This is a genomic window from Aeromonas fluvialis (assembly GCF_000819885.1).
In the GTDB taxonomy this organism is placed as follows: domain Bacteria; phylum Pseudomonadota; class Gammaproteobacteria; order Enterobacterales; family Aeromonadaceae; genus Aeromonas; species Aeromonas fluvialis.
Map to the genome: position 1 here is coordinate 107647 of NZ_CDBO01000067.1, position 17420 is coordinate 125066.

Here is a 17420-nt window from a genome sequence, read left to right on the forward strand (position 1 = left end):
CCAGGTGAGAAACGTAGAGGGCAAGCAGCAAAAAGCCCGACCGCAAGGCGATCGGGCTTGATTCACTGCCGCATGGCGGGCAGAACCATCATCACAGGATGATGTCGCGTACCACGCTGTCTTTGCGCTCCAGGTAATGGATCGACTTGATACGGCGGATGGTGCGCGACTTGCCACGGATCAACAGGGTCTCGGTGGTCGCCATCACGCCATCGCTGGTGATGCCGTCCAGCAGATCACCCTTGGTGATACCGGTGGCGGAGAAGATGACGTTGTCATTTTTCGCCATGTCTTCCAGCTTGAGCACCCTGTTGACATCGATGCCGAGTGCTTCACAGCGGGCAATCTCCTGCTCGCCCAGCTCACGCACTTCCGGGCTGTCACCCTTGACCCGGTGGCGCGGCACCAGACGGGCTTGCATGTCGCCATCCAGCGCGCGGATCACCGCAGCGGAGATCACCCCTTCCGGTGCGCCACCGATGCCATAGAGCATGTCGACTTCGCTGTCCGGCAGACAGGTGAGGATGGAGGCGGCAACGTCACCATCAGGAATAGCAAAGACCCGAACACCCAGTCCCTGCATCTCCTTGATCGCCTTGTCATGACGCGGCTTGGCCAGGGTAATCACGGTCAGACGGGAGAGCGGCTTGCCCAGCGCCTTGGCTACGGCCTTGAGGTTCAGCTCGAGAGCCTGATCCAGGTCGATGGCGCCTTTGGCCTTGGGCCCGACGATCAGCTTTTCCATGTACATGTCGGGCGCCTTCAGGAAAGAACCCTTGTCGCCCACCGCCAGCACGGCCAGCGCGTTGGCCTGACCCATGGCCGTCATGCGGGTACCCTCGATGGGATCGACCGCGATATCCACCGCGTCGCCGTGTCCGGTACCAACCTTCTCGCCGATATAGAGCATCGGCGCTTCATCAATTTCACCTTCGCCGATCACAATCTCACCATCGATCTCGATCTGGTTGAGAATGTGGCGCATGGCCGCTACGGCCGCCCCATCGGCGATATTCTTGTCACCACGTCCGAGCCACTTGTAGCCAGCCAGTGCAGCCGCTTCCGTCACCCGGGAAAACTCGATTGCCAGTTCACGTCTCATCGCATATCCAACCTATGGAGCTCGAAAACGGGCGGCATTCTACCACAAGGGCAAACCTTTGCGCACAAAAGTAGCTGTCAGGCGCACAAATGTAGCCAATTCATCCAATTGCAACCCAATTGCCACCGACTCTTCACCCAACTGTCACCCCATTGTCATCCCTACTGCCTAGCATGGCCCCGTCTTCAAAACAAAAGCTTGCAATACAAGGAATTAAGATGAAAAAGCTGACTGTAGTGGCACTGGCTCTGACCACCGCCTTCCAGGCTCAAGCCGTTGAAGTGTACAAAAATGACACCTCCATGCTGGATCTCTATGGCCGTATCTACGCTGGCCACTTCTTTGGTGACAAGAAGGAACTGGATGCCAGCGGCAAACCGAAAAGCGAATACAGCGACAAGCAGGGTGCCAACCAGTTTGTCCGTTTCGGCGCCAAGACCGAGACCCAGATCCAGAGCGGTCTGAAGGCGCTGGCCCAGTACGAAGTACAGATGTATATCAATGACAGCGAGAAGACCATCAGCGAAAACTCCGACAACCTGCGCACCCGTCTGGCCTTTGCTGGCGTCGGCGCTGACTGGGGTACCGTGACCTTCGGTCGCCAGAAAGGGGCCCCGGGTTTCTTGGCCGACTGGACCGATATCTCTCTCTCCGACGGCTACGGCAACGATGCGCTGGGCGCCAAGACAGATACCTTCGCCACCAACCGTGCCGGTTCGGTGCTGAAATACTCCGGCCTGTTCAATGGCTTCCAGCTCGACACCAGCTACAAGTTCGATGGTGGTGATACCGAAGAGACCACCAGCAAGGATAGCGACGCCGCCTACGGTGCTGCGGTGGCCTACACCTTCCCGTTCAACCTGTCACTGGGTACCGCCTATAACGTCGGCCTACGCGACAAGAGCGGCGAAGAGGATGCCAAACTGTGGCTGCTCTCCGCCAAGTTCGACAACAAGGCCGCCTACGCAGCCCTGAGCTATGCCGATGGCAGCGACTTCCTGGCAACCGGCACCGACCACACCGGTTGGGAGGCGGCGCTCGGTTACAACTTCGCAAACGGCTTCGGCCTGCTCGCGCTGTGGAACAAGCAGGAGCAGGATAAGGCTGGCACCAAGAAAGACAACGTGGACTATTACACTCTGGGCGCCCAGTACAAGTTCAACAAGAACCTGCGGGTGATCGGCGAGTACCGCATCAACAACCTGGACAGCAAGGAGAGCGGCAAGCTCAACGTCAAGGATGACTTCCAGCTGGCCGCCCGCTACGACTTCTAATCGACCTGTGGCGAATAGTGAGGCGCGATGGCAAGCCATCGCGCGTTTTCATCGCCGCCATTCAGAAAACCACCCACTGGCCTGGCTCGACACTAGCGCCGGCAAGCTGACCATGGCCAGGCTGCATTTCAGCCTGCTGTTGCAGCCTGGAAAGGCGCGAACAAGCGGGTTGCACACCGTCGTTGTGGTTCACCGCCCACATTTGAAATATTCATTGCGCCGAAATCCGGGCTTATTTCTGGTTAATTCCGACGCGCATACCCCATCACCCACGCCATACCTCGCTCAAATGAGGGGATCACCAAGGCCGAATACGAGGTAATGGAAATAAGGGTCGGCAAGGCCGTAAATATTTACATCCGCAACGTACCAATTAACTGGCAACGCTATTTCTTTCAATTCAGCCTCATTCGGAAAACTTACCCGCTGAACCGCATTAATGATAAAATCGTTCACAGTTAATTTTCGGCAGCAAAAGGCCAATCTCATCCATGGCAAAGGCCATGGAGTTCCAGCCAAACAATCATTGACCGCATGACGGGTAAGCCAGCCCGGTCAGCGCTGACCCGATCGTGCCCGCACGGCAGGGAGCTACAGAGTGATTCATTTTTCCGGCTTCATTTGTTTAATTTTTGATTATTTTAAATTCAGCACCATCAGGGAGTTACACATATGTCAGCAAAAAAGCTGAAGTTGGGGGCCTTTATATTGATGATATTAACATCGGTATTTGGCGTCACTAATATCGGGATCGGTTTCTACCGTATGGGATATGCCGCCATACCAATGTTCGTGATCGGCGGTCTGTTCTTCTTCATTCCGTTCATCCTCATGATGATCGAGTTTGGTACCGGCTTTCGCAAAGAGGCGGGCGGTATCTTTACCTGGATGCGCCACTCGGTCTCGACCCGGTTCGCCTTTATCGGTCTGACCATGTGGTTCGCCTCCTACGTCATCTGGATGTTTGGCAAGGCACTCTCCATGTGGGTGCCCCTCTCATTCATGCTGTTTGGCCGCGACATCACCGTTATCCCGGTCACCCTGGGCACCGGCATCGACTTCGGCCCCTTTATTCTGGGAGTGGTCGCCATCGCGCTGGTTGCCATCGTCACCAAGCTCATCACCTTTGGTAGCGCCCGCTTCGCCAAGGTAGCAGCCATCGGCGGCCTCTCTGTGGTGGCGCTCAACGTGCTGCTGCTAGTCGGTGGCGTCTTCACCTTCGCGGTGAGTGGCATGACCCTGCAGGAGCCCTTCACCCAGGCGGCCATCACGGCCTCCCCCAACGCGGCATTCAACGACATCATCCCCTTCCTCGGCTTCATGGTGTTCGCCATCTTCGCCTACGGCGGAGTCGAGGCGATGGCCGGGGTGGCTGACGAGCTGGAAGATCCCGAGCGCGACCTCAAGCGCGGCATCTTCCTCTCCGGCGCCTTCATCGTGCTCTGCTACATAATCGGCTTTCTGGCAGTCGGTTCCATCATGCGCTGGAGCGACTTCCCGGCCGAGGGCGTTACCTCTCTTTCCGCCCTCTTTATCATCATGCTGGAGCTTGGACGCCATCTGGGTGGCGAGTGGTTGGGGCAGGTGCTCATGCGCTTTGCCGGGCTGGGCATGTTCCTTAGCTATCTGGGCGCCTTTATCGCCCTCTCCTACGCACCGCTGCGCCAGTTCATCACCGGCACCCCGAGCTACTTCTGGCCGGAGCGCTTCCAGCACGAGAACGAGAATGGTGTGCGCATTGAAGCCCTCAAGGTGCAAGCCTGGGTGGTCTGTCTGTTCATTGCCGCCAAATCCATCTTTACCCTGATCAACCCGGAAGGCGCTGCCGCCCTCTACGAGCTGATCATCACCATGACCAACGTTGGCATGACCCTGCCCTACATGTTCCTCATCTACGCCTGGTATCGCTATCGTAACAACCCGGCGCTGGACAAGGATCTGATCTTCTTCAAGAGTGCAGACTCGGTTCTGCTGGCCACCATCGTCAGCCTGATCCTGGTCGCCTTCGGCAACGTCTTTACCATAGTCGCCCCCTTTATCTCCGGCGATATCTCCACCGGCATCTGGACCATCATTGGCCCGCTGCTGTTCGTGGTGATCGCCATGCGCTTCAAGATCAAGCAGGAAGATGCCCACTAAACGGTGAACCATGCACCATGCCAATCGGGACCAATCTGGTCCCGATTTTTATAGCGCCGGCTCCCGCTTGCCATGATGAGCAGCCCATAGTTTCAATGCAGAAAAAGACTCGATAGAGATCTCTTTGCACTCTCCTCGCCGTCAAAGCGCGCTCAACGCCGTAAATTATCAATATCAAGGTGAGAATGATTGTGAAGCGCCAGTCCACGACATATAACTAACGAGATATCCCTGAATTTCGTCCGGTAGAGCTGATCATGATGATGCGTTCCCTCCTTCCCCTGTTGCTTGGCGCCGTAATGCTGCCGGCAACGGTAGACAGTGCCCATGCCAATCCCTTTTCCGCCAGCAGCAAGAGCAGCAGCGGCTTTCTCGAGCGACGGGATGCCCCCAACCTTAGCTCGGCCGCTTTCGTGGTGGCCAACCACAGAACCGGCGAGGTGATCTCCGAGCGCAACGGCAACCGGGTAATGCCCATCGCCTCCCTCACCAAGCTAATGACGGCGCTGGTGGTACTGGATGCCAACCTGCGCCTCAACGAAATACTCACCGTGACCAATGCCGATATCGACCGCCTCAAGGGGACCGGCTCGCGACTGGCCATTGGCTCGCGCCTCAGCCGCGCCGAGATGCTCCATATCGCGCTGATGTCATCCGAGAACCGCGCCGCCTCGGCGCTGGCCCGCCACTATCCCGGCGGCCAGCGCGCCTTCATCGAGGCGATGAATGCCAAAGCCCGCATGCTGGGCATGTGGAATACCCGCTACGCCGACAGCACGGGGCTCAACCCGCGCAATGTCTCCACCGCACAAGATCTGGCCAAGCTCGCGGCCGCTGCGGCCTCCTATCCGCTGATCCGCCAGTACTCCACCGACGAGCAGAGCTATGTGCGCACCAACAAGCGCCAGCTGCACTACCTCAACTCCAACCGCCTGATCCGCGAAGGGCAGTGGGAATTCACCCTCTCCAAGACCGGCTATATCCGCGAAGCGGGCCGCTGTCTGGTGCTGGGTACCAAGGTCAACCGCGAACCGGTGATCATGGTGCTGCTCAATGCCGAGACCACCAACGATCGGGTCGCCGATGCCAAACGGATCAAAACCTGGCTGGAGAGCTCGGGTAAAACCACCCTGGCAGCCAACCAGAGCCGCATGTTGACCCACCAGTAAGCTCGACATCCCCAACCAAGCGAGGTGCCCGCCTCGCTTTTTTATCTGTGTGGCTGCGCCCAATAAACGGGAGTCAGATCCCGCGACAGATAGCACCTCCCGCCATCCCGGCACAAAACGCGACCGTTCAACAACACCAATAATGCAAATAAAATCAATATTTTGAAAATTATAAGTGAGAACTTTAGCGTGCAACCACAGCCCCTGTAACGACAAGCCACTGTGCATATTTCAAGTATCGCGGGCGGGTGATAGCCTTCCTGCACGGGCAACGGTAATGCCTGCTCGGCACCCCCTCAACAGCTGGCTGGAGGCTGGGCATGCAACCCTGATCATGGCCGTGAGCCTGCTGGCGCGCTGCTACCGGCTTGAGAGGCCAGTGCTCACCCTCTGGCTGGGTTTTGGCCTCTGCCTGTTCGCTGCTGGGGGACTACCCGTTTCAGCCGCGCGCCTCCAACCGCATAACCCGCCCTCACGCCCCCCCTCCACTTTCACCTTTCAGATAAATGAAAATCAACATCACTGGCATCCCGCTTCAGCGAGACAGACCAACTGCAATTAAATCAATATCTTAGAGCCATCAGGTCAACATCCAAAGAGTCAATATTGAATATGCAGCCCCCTCACTTTCGCAGAACGCTGGTCTCACTGGCTCCGCTGGGCACCGGCTTCACTGCCCAGGCCGCCGATGAAACCATGACTGTGGTTGGCAAACGCTCCCAACATCAGGAAGTCGCCACCACTACCCGTACCAATACGCCAGCCAAGCTGGTTCCCCAGACCATCGACAGCGTCAAGGTCAGCGAGCTGACCGCCTTCGGCCAACCGACGCTGAGTGAAGCCCTGAGCGGCATTCGCGGGCTGAGTGCCCGCGCCCAACTGACTGACGAGATCTACCTGCGCGGCGGTATCGCCATTCAGGATGCCCAGCAGGTCAAGGCGGATGCGGATCTGCAGGGCAAGCGCCCGATGAACGTCTCCCGCCAGAATGGCCAGTTCTATCTCGGCTACAAAAGCGGCGAGCAGGGCTGGTTCGGTGAAACTGGCGTGACGGCGGTAGGCGATCGCTTTGCCGACAACGCCAACTCCACCACACTGCCCGGTTACGCCCGCTTCGATGCCCGCGCCGGTTATCACTGGCAGCAGCCTGTTTATGTGGACCAAGCTGCACGGCACACTCGGAGCCATCATCGCACTGACGCTCACTGGCACCCTCGGCACCCTGCTGTTTGCCCTGCTGGGGTAGCGCGCAACCATGCTACTGCGTAGCAAGGAAATGAAAGAATACATCGATAGAAACAGGCTGCTAGCGGTCATTCCGTCAGCGGCCACATCAAAACAAAGAAATAATGTAGAGCGGAAAATAGAGAAGGGATGCCAAACAGTAACGGGAAGTACTGACTGCTCAGCAATAACGCATCAACGCGCAGGAACCCAAAAACAAAAGGCCATCATTGCTGATGGCCTTTTGTCATGAATTTGATGGTGCCCGGGGTCGGACTCGAACCGACACGGTTATTCACCGGCGGATTTTGAATCCGCTGCGTCTACCGATTTCGCCACCCGGGCAACTGCGAGGGATTATACGAATGGCGCGATGCCATGCAAGGTGTTTTTCGATTGAACACGCCCGTTTGTTCATTTATTCAACACCTTGCCGATTCGGGATCAGTTACATAGAATGCCGCCATCCTCTTAATGGAATAAAAACGATGGCCAAGCGCAAACAAGTCCAACAAACGCCCCCCTCTTCCACCAAACCAGGTTATCCATCAGCCGGGTTGCTGCGCCGTCTCGGCGCACTGATCTATGACGCTCTGGTGGTGACCTCCCTGCTGATCATCGCCGGCTTTATCGGCATGGGTGTCGCCAAGCTGCTGCTGGTCACCGGCATGGCCAGCGTACCGGCTGGCGAAGATAGCGTCTGGTTGCTGACCAGACACTCGTTGAGCCTGATTTATACCCTGTGGCTCGCCTTCGTCATCTGCGGTTTCTACACTTGGTTCTGGACCCGTGCCGGCCAGACCATCGGTATGCGCGCCTGGCGGCTGCGCATTGAGAACGAGGATGGCAGCCATATCCGCGTTACCCAGGCGCTGATCCGTCTCGCCACCGCCGCCTTTGGTCTGGGCAACCTGATGTGCCTGTTCAACCGCAAGCGTCCGCGGGCGTTTCAGGATATCTGGGCCGAGTGCGAAGTGATTGTGCTGAGCAAACAGCAAAATCTCGAATTGTTGAACAAGTAATACCGGTTTAATGCAGCAACGAAAGAGGGCACCAACAGGTGCCCTCTTTGCATTCCTTCATAACCTCGTATGGATTACTGCTTGCGGCTGAGGATGTAGAAGGAGATACCGCCAAACAGCAGGCTGGGCGCGACGGCTGCCAGGATCGGTGGCACTGCATAGACCAGACTGATGGGGCCAAACACCCGATCACTCACATAGACGGCGAAGCCGGTCATGATCCCCATCAGCATCCGCGCCCCCATGCTCACCGAGCGTAGCGGGCCGAAGATGAAGGAAGAGGCAAGCAGGATCATCGCTACCACGGAGAGGGGTGACAACAGCTTGCGCCACAGCTCCAGCTTGTAGCGACCGGCATCCTGCTTGTTGGCATCCAGATAGTCGATATAGTCCCGCAGACCGGAGACCGAGAGGTTCTCCGGATCGATACTCACCACCCCCAGCTGCTTGGGCGTCAGCTCGGAAGCCCACTCCATCTTCTGATGCCGTTCGCTCTGGATCCGGATTGGGTCGTCAAACCGGGTGACATGCGCCTGCTTGAGCAGCCAGTGGTGCTGGTCAAACACCCCCTCCTGCGCCTGCACCACGTCGATCAGCTTGCGATCCGGGGTAAAGCGATAAAGGGTGATGCCGGTGAGAGCGCCATCGTTGCGCACCCCGTTGATATTGACGAAGTTGTTGCCATCGCGAGCCCACACCCCGTAGGCGGAGACCGTCAGGCGACCTTCGGACAGCGCGCCCGCCTTGATGTCATCTGCCATCCGCTTGGCGATGGGGGCCACATACTCCCCCATCAGCCCCACCAGGATCATCAGCGGAATAGCCGTCTTAAGCGCCGCCATCACGATACTGATCTTGGAGCGACCCGCCGCCTGCATCACCACCAGCTCTGAGCTGGTCGCCAGCTGACCCAGACCAATCAGACCACCTAGCAGCGCGGCCAGCGGGAAGAAAAGCACCGCCTCCTTGGGCATGGATAGCAGCACAAAATAGAGCGCATTGACCATGTCGTAGTTGCCGTCCCCGACCGCCTTGAGCTGCTCCACATACTTGATGAGCGCCGCCAGGCCGACCAGGGTCACTTCACACAGCAGGATCGACATGAAAATGACCCGGCCGATATATCTGTCGAGAATGCCAAACATCAGCCGAGACTCCTATCTTGCAGCTTCATGCTGATTTGATCCTGAAGTGTGATACACCGGGTCGGCATCAAAATGACCCGATTGTCATATCTATCGAGAACGCCAAACATCAGCAGAAGTTCCTATGTTGCAGCATCATGCTGATTTTCTGTTGAAATACTGACCCTTCACCCCGTTCCACCAGCTGGAGCCCTGCACATTGAGGGGCAAGCCGATAAACAGCAGATAACCGAGCGGAACTAGGAACATCCCCGGCCAGTAGGGCAGACGGCCGCTATCGATGGCCGAACGGGCGGCGCTGAGTAGCAGGAAATAGGAGAGATAGAGCAGGATGGCCGGTAACAGCTTGGCATAGCGCCCCTGACGGGGATTGACCCTGGCGAGCGGCACCACCAGCAGAGTCAACACCGGGATGGAGAGGGGTAGCGAGATACGCCACTGCAGCTCTGCCATCAGGCTGTTGTCCTGGGTTCCCAACAGCGCCACGGTCGGCTTGGCCGCCGCCTTGCGGTTGGAACGCTCCATCTCCTGCTCGCGGACGACCAGCCCATACTCGCGAAAATCGGAGATCTGGAACTGCTTGCCGGAGAAATGCCCCTCGTAACGGGAACCATCCTTCAGGGTCAGCCACTGCAGGCCGCTCTCATCGGTGCTCACTACCCCTTCGTCCGCCACGATCACCGAGGGTGGTTTGCCCCCCTCTGCCCGCTGCAACACAAAGACGTTCTGCAATTTGGAGCCGTTTTCGTTCACATCCTGGATGTAGGCAATCAGCCGCTCCTTGTCGAGTTCCATGAAACGACCGGCCTGCAGGAAGGAGATACCCGGATCCGACTTGAACTCGTCGATCACCTGGTATTCCCGCTCCTTGGCCAACGGGGCGATCCAGCCGGTATTGAAGGCAGCCACGGCGGCGGTCAGCAAGGCCAGCAACATGGCGCTGCGCATCACGAAACGGTGGCTGAAACCCACCGCATGCATCACCGTCATCTCGCTTTCGGCGTAGAGGCGCCCGTGAGCAAACAAGATGGCCAAAAACAGGCTGATTGGCAGCATCAACAGCGCCATATTGGGCAAGTTGAGCAGCAGCAGGGTGGAGACCAGGCGCGTCGGCACATCGCCATCGGCGGCATCACCGATGATCTTGATAAATTGTTGGCTGACAAAGATAAGCAGCAATACGAATAACACTGCCAGCTGGGTTTTCAGGGTTTCCCTGAACAAATATCGGAATACGATCACAGTCATTCCCAAGTAAACTTGTGTTTTTAGTCGAATGCCTGAAAAATAGGGCCGTATATTGGATTTTTACCAGTTTGAACTGCGGAGCCTGTGGCTGTTCGCTCCGCCTCTGATACCCCAACAAGCACCGTATTATTCAATAAAAGGTGCCTTTTGTCTTTAGGATGTAGGAGATTCCATGGAGTTCAGTGTAAAGAGTGGCAGTCCTGAGAAGCAACGCAGTGCCTGCGTCGTGGTCGGCGTCTTCGAACCCCGTCGTCTCTCTCCGGTTGCCGAACAACTGGACAAGATCAGCGATGGCTACATCAGCTCGCTGCTGCGCCGTGGCGACCTGGAAGGGAAACCAGGCCAGATGCTGCTGCTGCATCAAGTACCGGGCGTGCTCAGTGAGCGCGTACTGCTGGTCGGATGCGGCAAGGAGCGGGAACTCGACGAACGCCAGTACAAGCAGATCATCAACAAGACCATCACCACCCTAAACGAAACCGGCTCCATGGAAGCAGTCTGCTTCCTGACCGAGCTGCACGTCAAGGGTCGGGATACCTATTGGAAGGTGCGCCAGGCGGTAGAAACCACCAAGGCGGGCCTCTACAGCTTCGATCAGTTCAAGACCAACAAGGCCGAGCCCCGTCGCCCCCTGCGCAAGCTGGTGTTCAACGTGCCGACCCGTCGGGAACTGACCATTGGTGAAAAAGCCATCGCTCACGGTCTGGCCGTGGCCAAGGGTGTGCGGGTCTGCCGCGACGTGGCGAACATGCCGCCCAACGTCTGCAACCCGGCCTATCTGGCCTCCCAGGCCCGTCGTCTGGCCGATGCCTTCGACAACATCACCACCAAGGTGGTGGGCGAGCAGGAGATGGCCGAACTCGGCATGAACTCCTATCTGGCGGTGGCCCGCGGCTCCGACAACGAAGCCATGATGGCCATCATCGAATACAAGGGTCATCCGGATGCCAAGCCCATCGTGCTGGTCGGCAAGGGTCTGACCTTCGACTCCGGCGGCATCTCCATCAAACCGGCCGATGGCATGGACGAGATGAAGTACGACATGGGTGGCGCCGCCTCCGTGCTCGGCACCATGCATGCGCTGGCCCAGTTGCAACTGCCCATCAACGTCATCGGCGTGCTGGCGGGCTGCGAGAACATGCCGGGTGGCAACGCCTATCGTCCGGGTGACATCCTCACCTCCATGTCAGGCCAGACCATCGAAGTGCTCAACACCGATGCGGAAGGTCGTCTGGTGCTGTGTGATGCGTTGACCTATGTGGACCGCTTCGATCCGGAAACCGTGATCGACGTGGCGACCCTGACCGGTGCCTGCGTCATCGCGCTGGGCCACCACACCTCGGGTCTGCTGGCCAACCACAACCCGCTGGCCCACGAGCTGCTCAACGCCTCCGAGCAAGCGGGTGACCGTGCCTGGCGTCTGCCGCTGTTTGACGAGTATCAGGAACAGATCGACAGCCCGTTCGCCGACATGGCCAACATCGGCGGTCGTCCGGCCGGTACCATCACCGCAGCCGCCTTCCTGTCACGCTTCACCAAGAAGTACAACTGGGCCCACCTGGATATCGCCGGGACCGCCTGGAAGAGTGGCAAGGACAAGGGCTCTACCGGTCGTCCGGTGCCCCTGCTGACCCAGTTCCTGCTGAACCGGGCTGGCGTAGACATCGAAGAGAAAGAGTAACTCTCCCGCCCCGTCTGATGTGCGCATCGATGGGGTTGGCGTTACCCTGAACCACAAGGAAGAGGCCCGCCTCTTCCTTGTTTCATTCTTGAATCAGTGAGCGGCGGACGGGAAATGCCCGTCAGCCTCATGAGGCGGTCAACAGTCCGTCACCGCAACACGGGACCAACCTGATGAGCCAAGTGACCTTTTACCTGATGAGCGAACAGGATGACGCGCAGGCCTCTGCGGTCGAGCGGCTGGCCTGCACCCTTGCGGCCGAGTCGTGGGGTGCCGGTCATATCTACCTGTTGTGCGACAATGAAGCGCAGGCCCTGCGCCTCGACGAGCTGCTGTGGCAGCTGCCGCCGGAGCGCTTCGTACCGCACCAGCTGCAAGGCGAAAGCGGCATGGCCCCGGTGGAGATCGGCTATCAGCCACCGAAACGGCGCTACGCCCGCCTCATCAATCTGGCCACTGCGACACCTTTGTTTGCAGGACACTTCGCTCAAGTGGTAGATTTTGTCCCCACTGATGAAACGCAAAAGCAGCAAGCCCGCGAGCGCTACAAGCACTATCGCCAGGCAGGCCACACCCTCGAAATGAGGGATCAGCCCGTCCTTGCCGCACCGGATCCGGCGCAGCCATGACTGCAACCAATTGATCCAGAAAGAATCAACACCAGAATCCATCCATCCAGATTACGGCGAGACCATGGAAAAGACTTTTAATCACAATGCCATCGAACAGGCGCTCTATCAGCACTGGGAAGCCCAGGGTTACTTCAAGCCCCACGGCGACACCAGCAAAGACTCCTTCTGCATCATGATCCCGCCGCCGAACGTCACCGGCAGCCTGCACATGGGTCACGCCTTCCAGCAAACCCTGATGGATACCCTGATCCGCTACAACCGCATGCAGGGCAAAAACACCTTGTGGCAGGCAGGTACCGACCACGCCGGTATCGCCACCCAGATGGTGGTTGAGCGCAAGATCGCCGCAGAAGAGGGCAAGACTCGCCACGATTACGGCCGTGATGCCTTCATCGACAAGATTTGGCAGTGGAAGGAAGAGTCCGGTGGCACCATCACCCGCCAGATGCGCCGTCTGGGCGACTCCGTGGATTGGGAGCGCGAGCGCTTCACCATGGATGAGGGTCTCTCCGCCGCCGTGCAGGAAGTGTTTGTCCGTCTCTACGAAGATGGCCTGATGTACCGCGGCAAGCGGCTGGTGAACTGGGATCCGAAACTCAACACCGCCATCTCCGATCTGGAAGTGGAAAACCGCGAGATCAAGGGCCACATGTGGCACCTGCGCTATCCGCTGGCCAACGGCGCCAAGACCGCCGAAGGACAGGATCACCTGATCGTCGCCACCACCCGTCCGGAGACCATGCTGGGCGATACCGCCGTGGCCGTGAACCCGGAAGACCCGCGCTACCAGGCGCTGATCGGCCAGCACATCCTGCTGCCGCTGGTGAACCGTCTGATCCCCATCGTCGCCGATGAACACGCCGACATGGATAAGGGCACCGGTTGCGTGAAGATCACCCCGGCCCACGACTTCAACGATAACGAAGTGGGCAAGCGCCACAGCCTGCCGATGATCAACATCTTCACCCTGGACGCCCATGTGCGTGCCGAGGCCGAAGTGGTCGATACCAACGGCAACCCCTGCACCGCCTACGATGCCGCCCTGCCTGCCGAGTTTGCCGGTCTGGAGCGCTTCGCCGCCCGTAAAGCGATTCTGGCCAAGCTGGACGAGCTGGGTCTGCTGGCCGAGATCAAGGATCACGTGCTGCAACAGCCCTACGGCGATCGCGGCGGCGTGCCCATCGAGCCGATGCTGACCGACCAGTGGTATGTGCGCGTGGCACCGATGGCCAAGACCGCCATCGAAGCGGTGGAAGATGGCCGCATCCAGTTCGTGCCCAAGCAGTACGAAAACATGTACTTCTCCTGGATGCGCGACATTCAGGACTGGTGCGTCTCCCGTCAGCTGTGGTGGGGTCACCGCATCCCGGCCTGGTATGACGACGCCGGCAATGTCTACGTGGGCCGTGACGAGGCGGAAGTGCGTGCCAAGCACAGCATCCCGTCCGTGACCACCCTGCGTCAGGACGAAGACGTGCTCGACACCTGGTTCAGCTCCGCCCTGTGGACCTTCTCCACCCTGGGCTGGCCGAACAACACCGAGGCACTCAAGACCTTCCACCCGACCGACGTGCTGATGAGCGGCTTCGACATCATCTTCTTCTGGATTGCCCGGATGATCATGATGACCATGCACTTCATCAAGGACGAAAACGGCCAGCCGCAAGTCCCGTTCAAGACCGTCTACATCACCGGCCTGATCCGTGACGAAGAAGGTCAGAAGATGTCCAAGTCCAAGGGCAACGTACTGGACCCGCTCGACATGATCGACGGCATCTCGCTGGAAGATCTGATGGAGAAGCGCACCGGCAACATGATGCAGCCGCAGATGGCCGAGAAGATCGGCAAGCGTACCGCCAAGCAGTTCCCGGAAGGGATCGAGGCTCACGGTACCGACGCCCTGCGTTTTACCCTGGCCGCGCTGGCCTCTACCGGCCGCGACATCAACTGGGACATGAAGCGCCTGGATGGCTACAACAACTTCTGCAACAAGTTGTGGAACGCCTCCCGCTATGTGCTGATGAACACCGAAGATCAGGATTGCGGCTTCTCTTCGCAAGGTAATGGCGGCGAAATGCAGTTCAGTCTGGCAGATCGCTGGATCCAGTCCCAGCTGCAAGTGGCCATCCGTGACTTCCGTACCGCCCTCGATACCTACCGCTTCGATATCGCGGCCGGTGTGCTGTACGAATTTATCTGGAACCAGTTCTGTGACTGGTATCTCGAGCTGACCAAGCCGGTACTGGGCAAGGGTTCCGAGGCCGAGCAGCGCGCTGCCCGCCACACCCTCGTCAGCGTCCTCGAGACCCTGCTGCGTCTGGCACACCCGATCATCCCGTTCATCACCGAGACCATCTGGAAATCGGTAGCGCCGCTGACCGGCGTCCATGCCGACACCATCATGATTCAGGCCTTCCCCGAGTTCGATGCCGCCAAGGTAGACGACGCCGCGATGGCGGATCAGGAGTGGGTGAAGGAGTTTATCGTCGGCATCCGTAATATCCGCGCCGAGATGAACGTCGCCCCGAGCGTGGCCCTGAACGTACTGCTCAAGTGCGATGCCAAGGATAGCCAGCGCGCCGGTGACAACGAGGCCTTCCTCAAGTCCCTGGCTCGTCTGGAGTCCATCCGCGTACTGGCGGATGGTGAAACCGCCCCGTTGTCAGTGAAGAAGCTGATCGGTGCCACCGAGCTGATGATCCCGATGGCCGGTCTCATCGACAAGGATGCCGAACTGGCTCGTCTGGCCAAAGAGGTTGCCCGTCTGGTCGGCGAGTGCGGCCGCATCGAAGGCAAACTCGGCAACGAAGCCTTCGTCGCCAAGGCGCCGGAAGCGGTCATCGCCAAAGAGCGCGAGAAGCTGGAAGATTACCGTCTCCAGCTGACCAAGCTGGAAGCCCAGCAGGCCGAGATCGCCGCGCTGTAAGGCAGGCAGTCCGCAGTGTTCAGAAAGCCCCCGACGCCGGGGGCTTTTTTGTTTTTGCCGTCTTGGCATATCCCTTGCTCAGTGTTGCTCACTATCCACAACAGTTTGGGAAGGATGAACAATGAAACGGTGGATCCAACATTTCTATCAACTGAACCGCCTTAACTGGCTGATGGTCTGGTTGTTGCTCTGCTGCAGCATCATTTTGCTGTTTCCGGCCGGGCTGATGAAAGGAGCTGTCAGTCTGTGGGCAACGGACAACGCAGCACTGCTGGGGGTTGGCATGCTGATCGCCATCTCCTACTTCTGCAGTCAGGGCTTCCTGATCGCCTGGGAGTGGGCCTGTGAGGAGTGGCAAGCGCGCCGCCAACAGGATCAGCTGGCCCAGATGATCGGCTTCCTCGATTTCAACGAGAAAGCGGTGCTGCGCGAGTTCGTACTGCAGCGTAAAAGCGTCATAAACTTGCCGATCACCGAGCCGGCCGTCAAAAACCTGATGGATGCCGGCGTCCTCACCTACGCCTACGGCAAGCCGATCCGGGATAAGGATGACGAGAACCAGATCCGTGCCCTGATGATCGCCCTGCCCGCCCGACCGCTGCTCACCTACAAGGTGCTGGGGCTGTCGCGCGGCAAGATGAGCGATGAGCAGGTGGAGCAGATCATGAACGCCCGCCCCAAGTTCGCCCAGAAGGGGTTCCAGCGCTAGACGCCATCCCCTGCCACCAGATGCAACAGAGCCGGACACTGTCCGGCTCTCTCTTTACGGCGCGGCATGCTGCGCAATCCCGCTCGCTCTCTTACCCCTTGAGGCTGGAGCAGACGCTCACATCCGCCACCCTAGTCACCGGATCATAGCTGTGATAGAGCTCGAAACAGGGCCGATCATCGAGTTCATAACCGGCAGCCACTATCTCGCCAATATGTTGCTGCCACAGTAGCGGATACTGCGCCGGATCGGTCACTGTGCAACGTGTCTGGCCATAACGGCCACCCGCCAGCTGCTGGATCTCCACATTGCCGCGGCCCTGGGTACCCGCCGGCACGGTGACGCAGATATCGGTGCGGCACTGCTGGGGCGCTGTGATTTCAGGGTTGTCGTGGTAGATAAAGATCCACTCCCCCTCGGCCAGCCCCTGCTCGGCCGACCACTGGTAGAGCTGGTCACACACCGGCTCATAGCCAGTGCCATAAGGGCCGGTCACCCGGATATAGGCCAGGGTGCGCGGGGCCATCTGTTAGGTTTTCATCGCTTGCCTCCTTTCATGGGAACGGCTTTCAGCATAGCCAGCCTCGCGGGCGGCGGCGTGTCCATTCTTGCTCAGTTGCAGCAGTGACGGCTGACGACGCAGCGCCCCCGGCGTCATGGCAAACTGCTTGCGAAACGCCTTGGCAAAGGCCTGCGAGCTGGCAAAACCGGCCGAGAAGGCAATCTCGGTCACCGGGTCCTGGCTGTAGCAGAGGGAGCGGGCGGCCCGCTCCAGCCGCAGGCAGCGCTGCATCTCGACCGGGGTTTCGCCGGTGACGGCGGTAAAGACCCGATGAAAGTGATAGCTGGAGAGCGAGGCGAGAGTGGCCGCCTCACTGAAGCAGAGCTCGGGGTTTTGCTCCAGCGCTCGGATCACCGGGCGCAATCTGGCCTGATAATCGACCATGCCGTTAGCGACTGGCATGATCGCAGGCCCGTTGACATCCTCCCGCAGTGAGTCAGCAGGCAAGGCTCGACGGAAGGGGCAGAACAGAGATCGCCATCAAGATAGCGCGCAACAAAAACGGATCCTGGGCTCCGTTTTTCAATGCAGTAACAATCCCTTACGCAGCGCCCTCACGCTCTCGGTATTCGTCAAGATAGTTGGCA

General features: G+C 58.8%; 11 protein-coding genes, 1 tRNA gene and 2 pseudogenes. 9 read left to right on the plus strand and 5 right to left on the minus strand.

The window, feature by feature from the left end; all coding sequences use genetic code 11:
* Positions 1-91 precede the first annotated feature (91 nt).
* Positions 92-1102, minus strand: coding sequence for a class II fructose-bisphosphatase (gene glpX / locus BN1125_RS14300; RefSeq protein WP_042013081.1), 1011 nt, complete (start codon positions 1100-1102; stop codon positions 92-94).
* Between the two features lie 218 nt (positions 1103-1320).
* Between glpX and BN1125_RS14305 the strand changes: the two genes are divergently transcribed.
* The 4 genes and pseudogenes from BN1125_RS14305 to BN1125_RS18185 all read left to right on the plus strand — a co-directional run.
* Positions 1321-2376, plus strand: coding sequence for a porin (locus BN1125_RS14305; RefSeq protein WP_042013082.1), 1056 nt, complete (start codon positions 1321-1323; stop codon positions 2374-2376).
* A 672-nt stretch (positions 2377-3048) separates the two neighbouring features.
* Positions 3049-4515, plus strand: coding sequence for a glutamate/gamma-aminobutyrate family transporter YjeM (gene yjeM, locus BN1125_RS14310; protein WP_042013083.1), 1467 nt, complete (start codon positions 3049-3051; stop codon positions 4513-4515).
* A gap of 257 nt (positions 4516-4772) precedes the next feature.
* The gene (gene pbpG / locus BN1125_RS14315; RefSeq protein ID WP_042013085.1) at positions 4773-5684 is read left to right on the plus strand and encodes a D-alanyl-D-alanine endopeptidase; all 912 of its coding nucleotides are present in this window, start codon (positions 4773-4775) and stop codon (positions 5682-5684) included.
* Between the two features lie 861 nt (positions 5685-6545).
* A pseudogene (locus BN1125_RS18185) lies at positions 6546-6830 on the plus strand (TonB-dependent receptor domain-containing protein); the annotation flags it as partial.
* A gap of 337 nt (positions 6831-7167) precedes the next feature.
* Here the strand turns inward: BN1125_RS18185 and BN1125_RS14325 are convergent.
* Positions 7168-7253, minus strand: a tRNA-Leu gene (locus BN1125_RS14325).
* 143 nt (positions 7254-7396) lie between these two features.
* Between BN1125_RS14325 and BN1125_RS14330 the strand changes: the two genes are divergently transcribed.
* Positions 7397-7930 (plus strand): RDD family protein, encoded by a 534-nt coding sequence (locus BN1125_RS14330; RefSeq protein WP_042013087.1) that lies wholly within the window; start codon positions 7397-7399, stop codon positions 7928-7930.
* A gap of 74 nt (positions 7931-8004) precedes the next feature.
* Here BN1125_RS14330 and lptG read toward each other — a convergent pair whose 3' ends face one another.
* Positions 8005-9075, minus strand: coding sequence for an LPS export ABC transporter permease LptG (lptG, locus tag BN1125_RS14335; protein ID WP_042013089.1), 1071 nt, complete (start codon positions 9073-9075; stop codon positions 8005-8007).
* Positions 9076-9210: 135 nt separating this feature from the next.
* The gene (gene lptF / locus BN1125_RS14340) at positions 9211-10323 is read right to left on the minus strand and encodes an LPS export ABC transporter permease LptF (RefSeq protein ID WP_042013090.1); all 1113 of its coding nucleotides are present in this window, start codon (positions 10321-10323) and stop codon (positions 9211-9213) included.
* Positions 10324-10495: 172 nt separating this feature from the next.
* Here lptF and pepA point away from each other — a divergent pair, with 172 nt between their 5' ends.
* The 4 genes from pepA to BN1125_RS14360 all read left to right on the plus strand — a co-directional run bounded on the left by pepA (position 10496) and on the right by BN1125_RS14360 (position 16271).
* The gene (pepA, locus tag BN1125_RS14345) at positions 10496-12004 is read left to right on the plus strand and encodes a leucyl aminopeptidase (RefSeq protein WP_033138248.1); all 1509 of its coding nucleotides are present in this window, start codon (positions 10496-10498) and stop codon (positions 12002-12004) included.
* 173 nt (positions 12005-12177) lie between these two features.
* Positions 12178-12633 (plus strand): DNA polymerase III subunit chi, encoded by a 456-nt coding sequence (locus BN1125_RS14350; protein ID WP_042013091.1) that lies wholly within the window; start codon positions 12178-12180, stop codon positions 12631-12633.
* Positions 12634-12697: 64 nt separating this feature from the next.
* On the plus strand, positions 12698-15562 hold the full coding sequence (locus BN1125_RS14355) for a valine--tRNA ligase (RefSeq protein WP_042013098.1): 2865 nt from the start codon (positions 12698-12700) through the stop codon (positions 15560-15562).
* Between the two features lie 121 nt (positions 15563-15683).
* A complete protein-coding gene (locus tag BN1125_RS14360; RefSeq protein ID WP_042013092.1) occupies positions 15684-16271 on the plus strand; it encodes a superinfection exclusion B family protein in 588 nt (195 codons plus the stop codon).
* Positions 16272-16362: 91 nt separating this feature from the next.
* On the opposite strand, the pseudogene BN1125_RS19770 reads toward BN1125_RS14360, so the two are convergent.
* A pseudogene (locus tag BN1125_RS19770) lies at positions 16363-17217 on the minus strand (AraC family transcriptional regulator).
* Positions 17218-17420 lie beyond the last annotated feature (203 nt).

What these genes read in the sequence shown, in the direction of transcription:
- BN1125_RS14360 (WP_042013092.1), top strand. Translation starts at nt 15,684, where the DNA reads ATGAAACGGTGGATCCAACATTTCTATCAACTGAACCGCCTTAACTGG.
- lptG (WP_042013089.1), bottom strand. Translation starts at nt 9,075, where the DNA reads ATGTTTGGCATTCTCGACAGATATATCGGCCGGGTCATTTTCATGTCG.
- BN1125_RS14350 (WP_042013091.1), top strand. Translation starts at nt 12,178, where the DNA reads ATGAGCCAAGTGACCTTTTACCTGATGAGCGAACAGGATGACGCGCAG.
- pbpG (WP_042013085.1), top strand. Translation starts at nt 4,773, where the DNA reads ATGATGATGCGTTCCCTCCTTCCCCTGTTGCTTGGCGCCGTAATGCTG.
- lptF (WP_042013090.1), bottom strand. Translation starts at nt 10,323, where the DNA reads ATGACTGTGATCGTATTCCGATATTTGTTCAGGGAAACCCTGAAAACC.
- glpX (WP_042013081.1), bottom strand. Translation starts at nt 1,102, where the DNA reads ATGAGACGTGAACTGGCAATCGAGTTTTCCCGGGTGACGGAAGCGGCT.
- BN1125_RS14305 (WP_042013082.1), top strand. Translation starts at nt 1,321, where the DNA reads ATGAAAAAGCTGACTGTAGTGGCACTGGCTCTGACCACCGCCTTCCAG.
- yjeM (WP_042013083.1), top strand. Translation starts at nt 3,049, where the DNA reads ATGTCAGCAAAAAAGCTGAAGTTGGGGGCCTTTATATTGATGATATTA.
- BN1125_RS14355 (WP_042013098.1), top strand. Translation starts at nt 12,698, where the DNA reads ATGGAAAAGACTTTTAATCACAATGCCATCGAACAGGCGCTCTATCAG.
- BN1125_RS14330 (WP_042013087.1), top strand. Translation starts at nt 7,397, where the DNA reads ATGGCCAAGCGCAAACAAGTCCAACAAACGCCCCCCTCTTCCACCAAA.
- pepA (WP_033138248.1), top strand. Translation starts at nt 10,496, where the DNA reads ATGGAGTTCAGTGTAAAGAGTGGCAGTCCTGAGAAGCAACGCAGTGCC.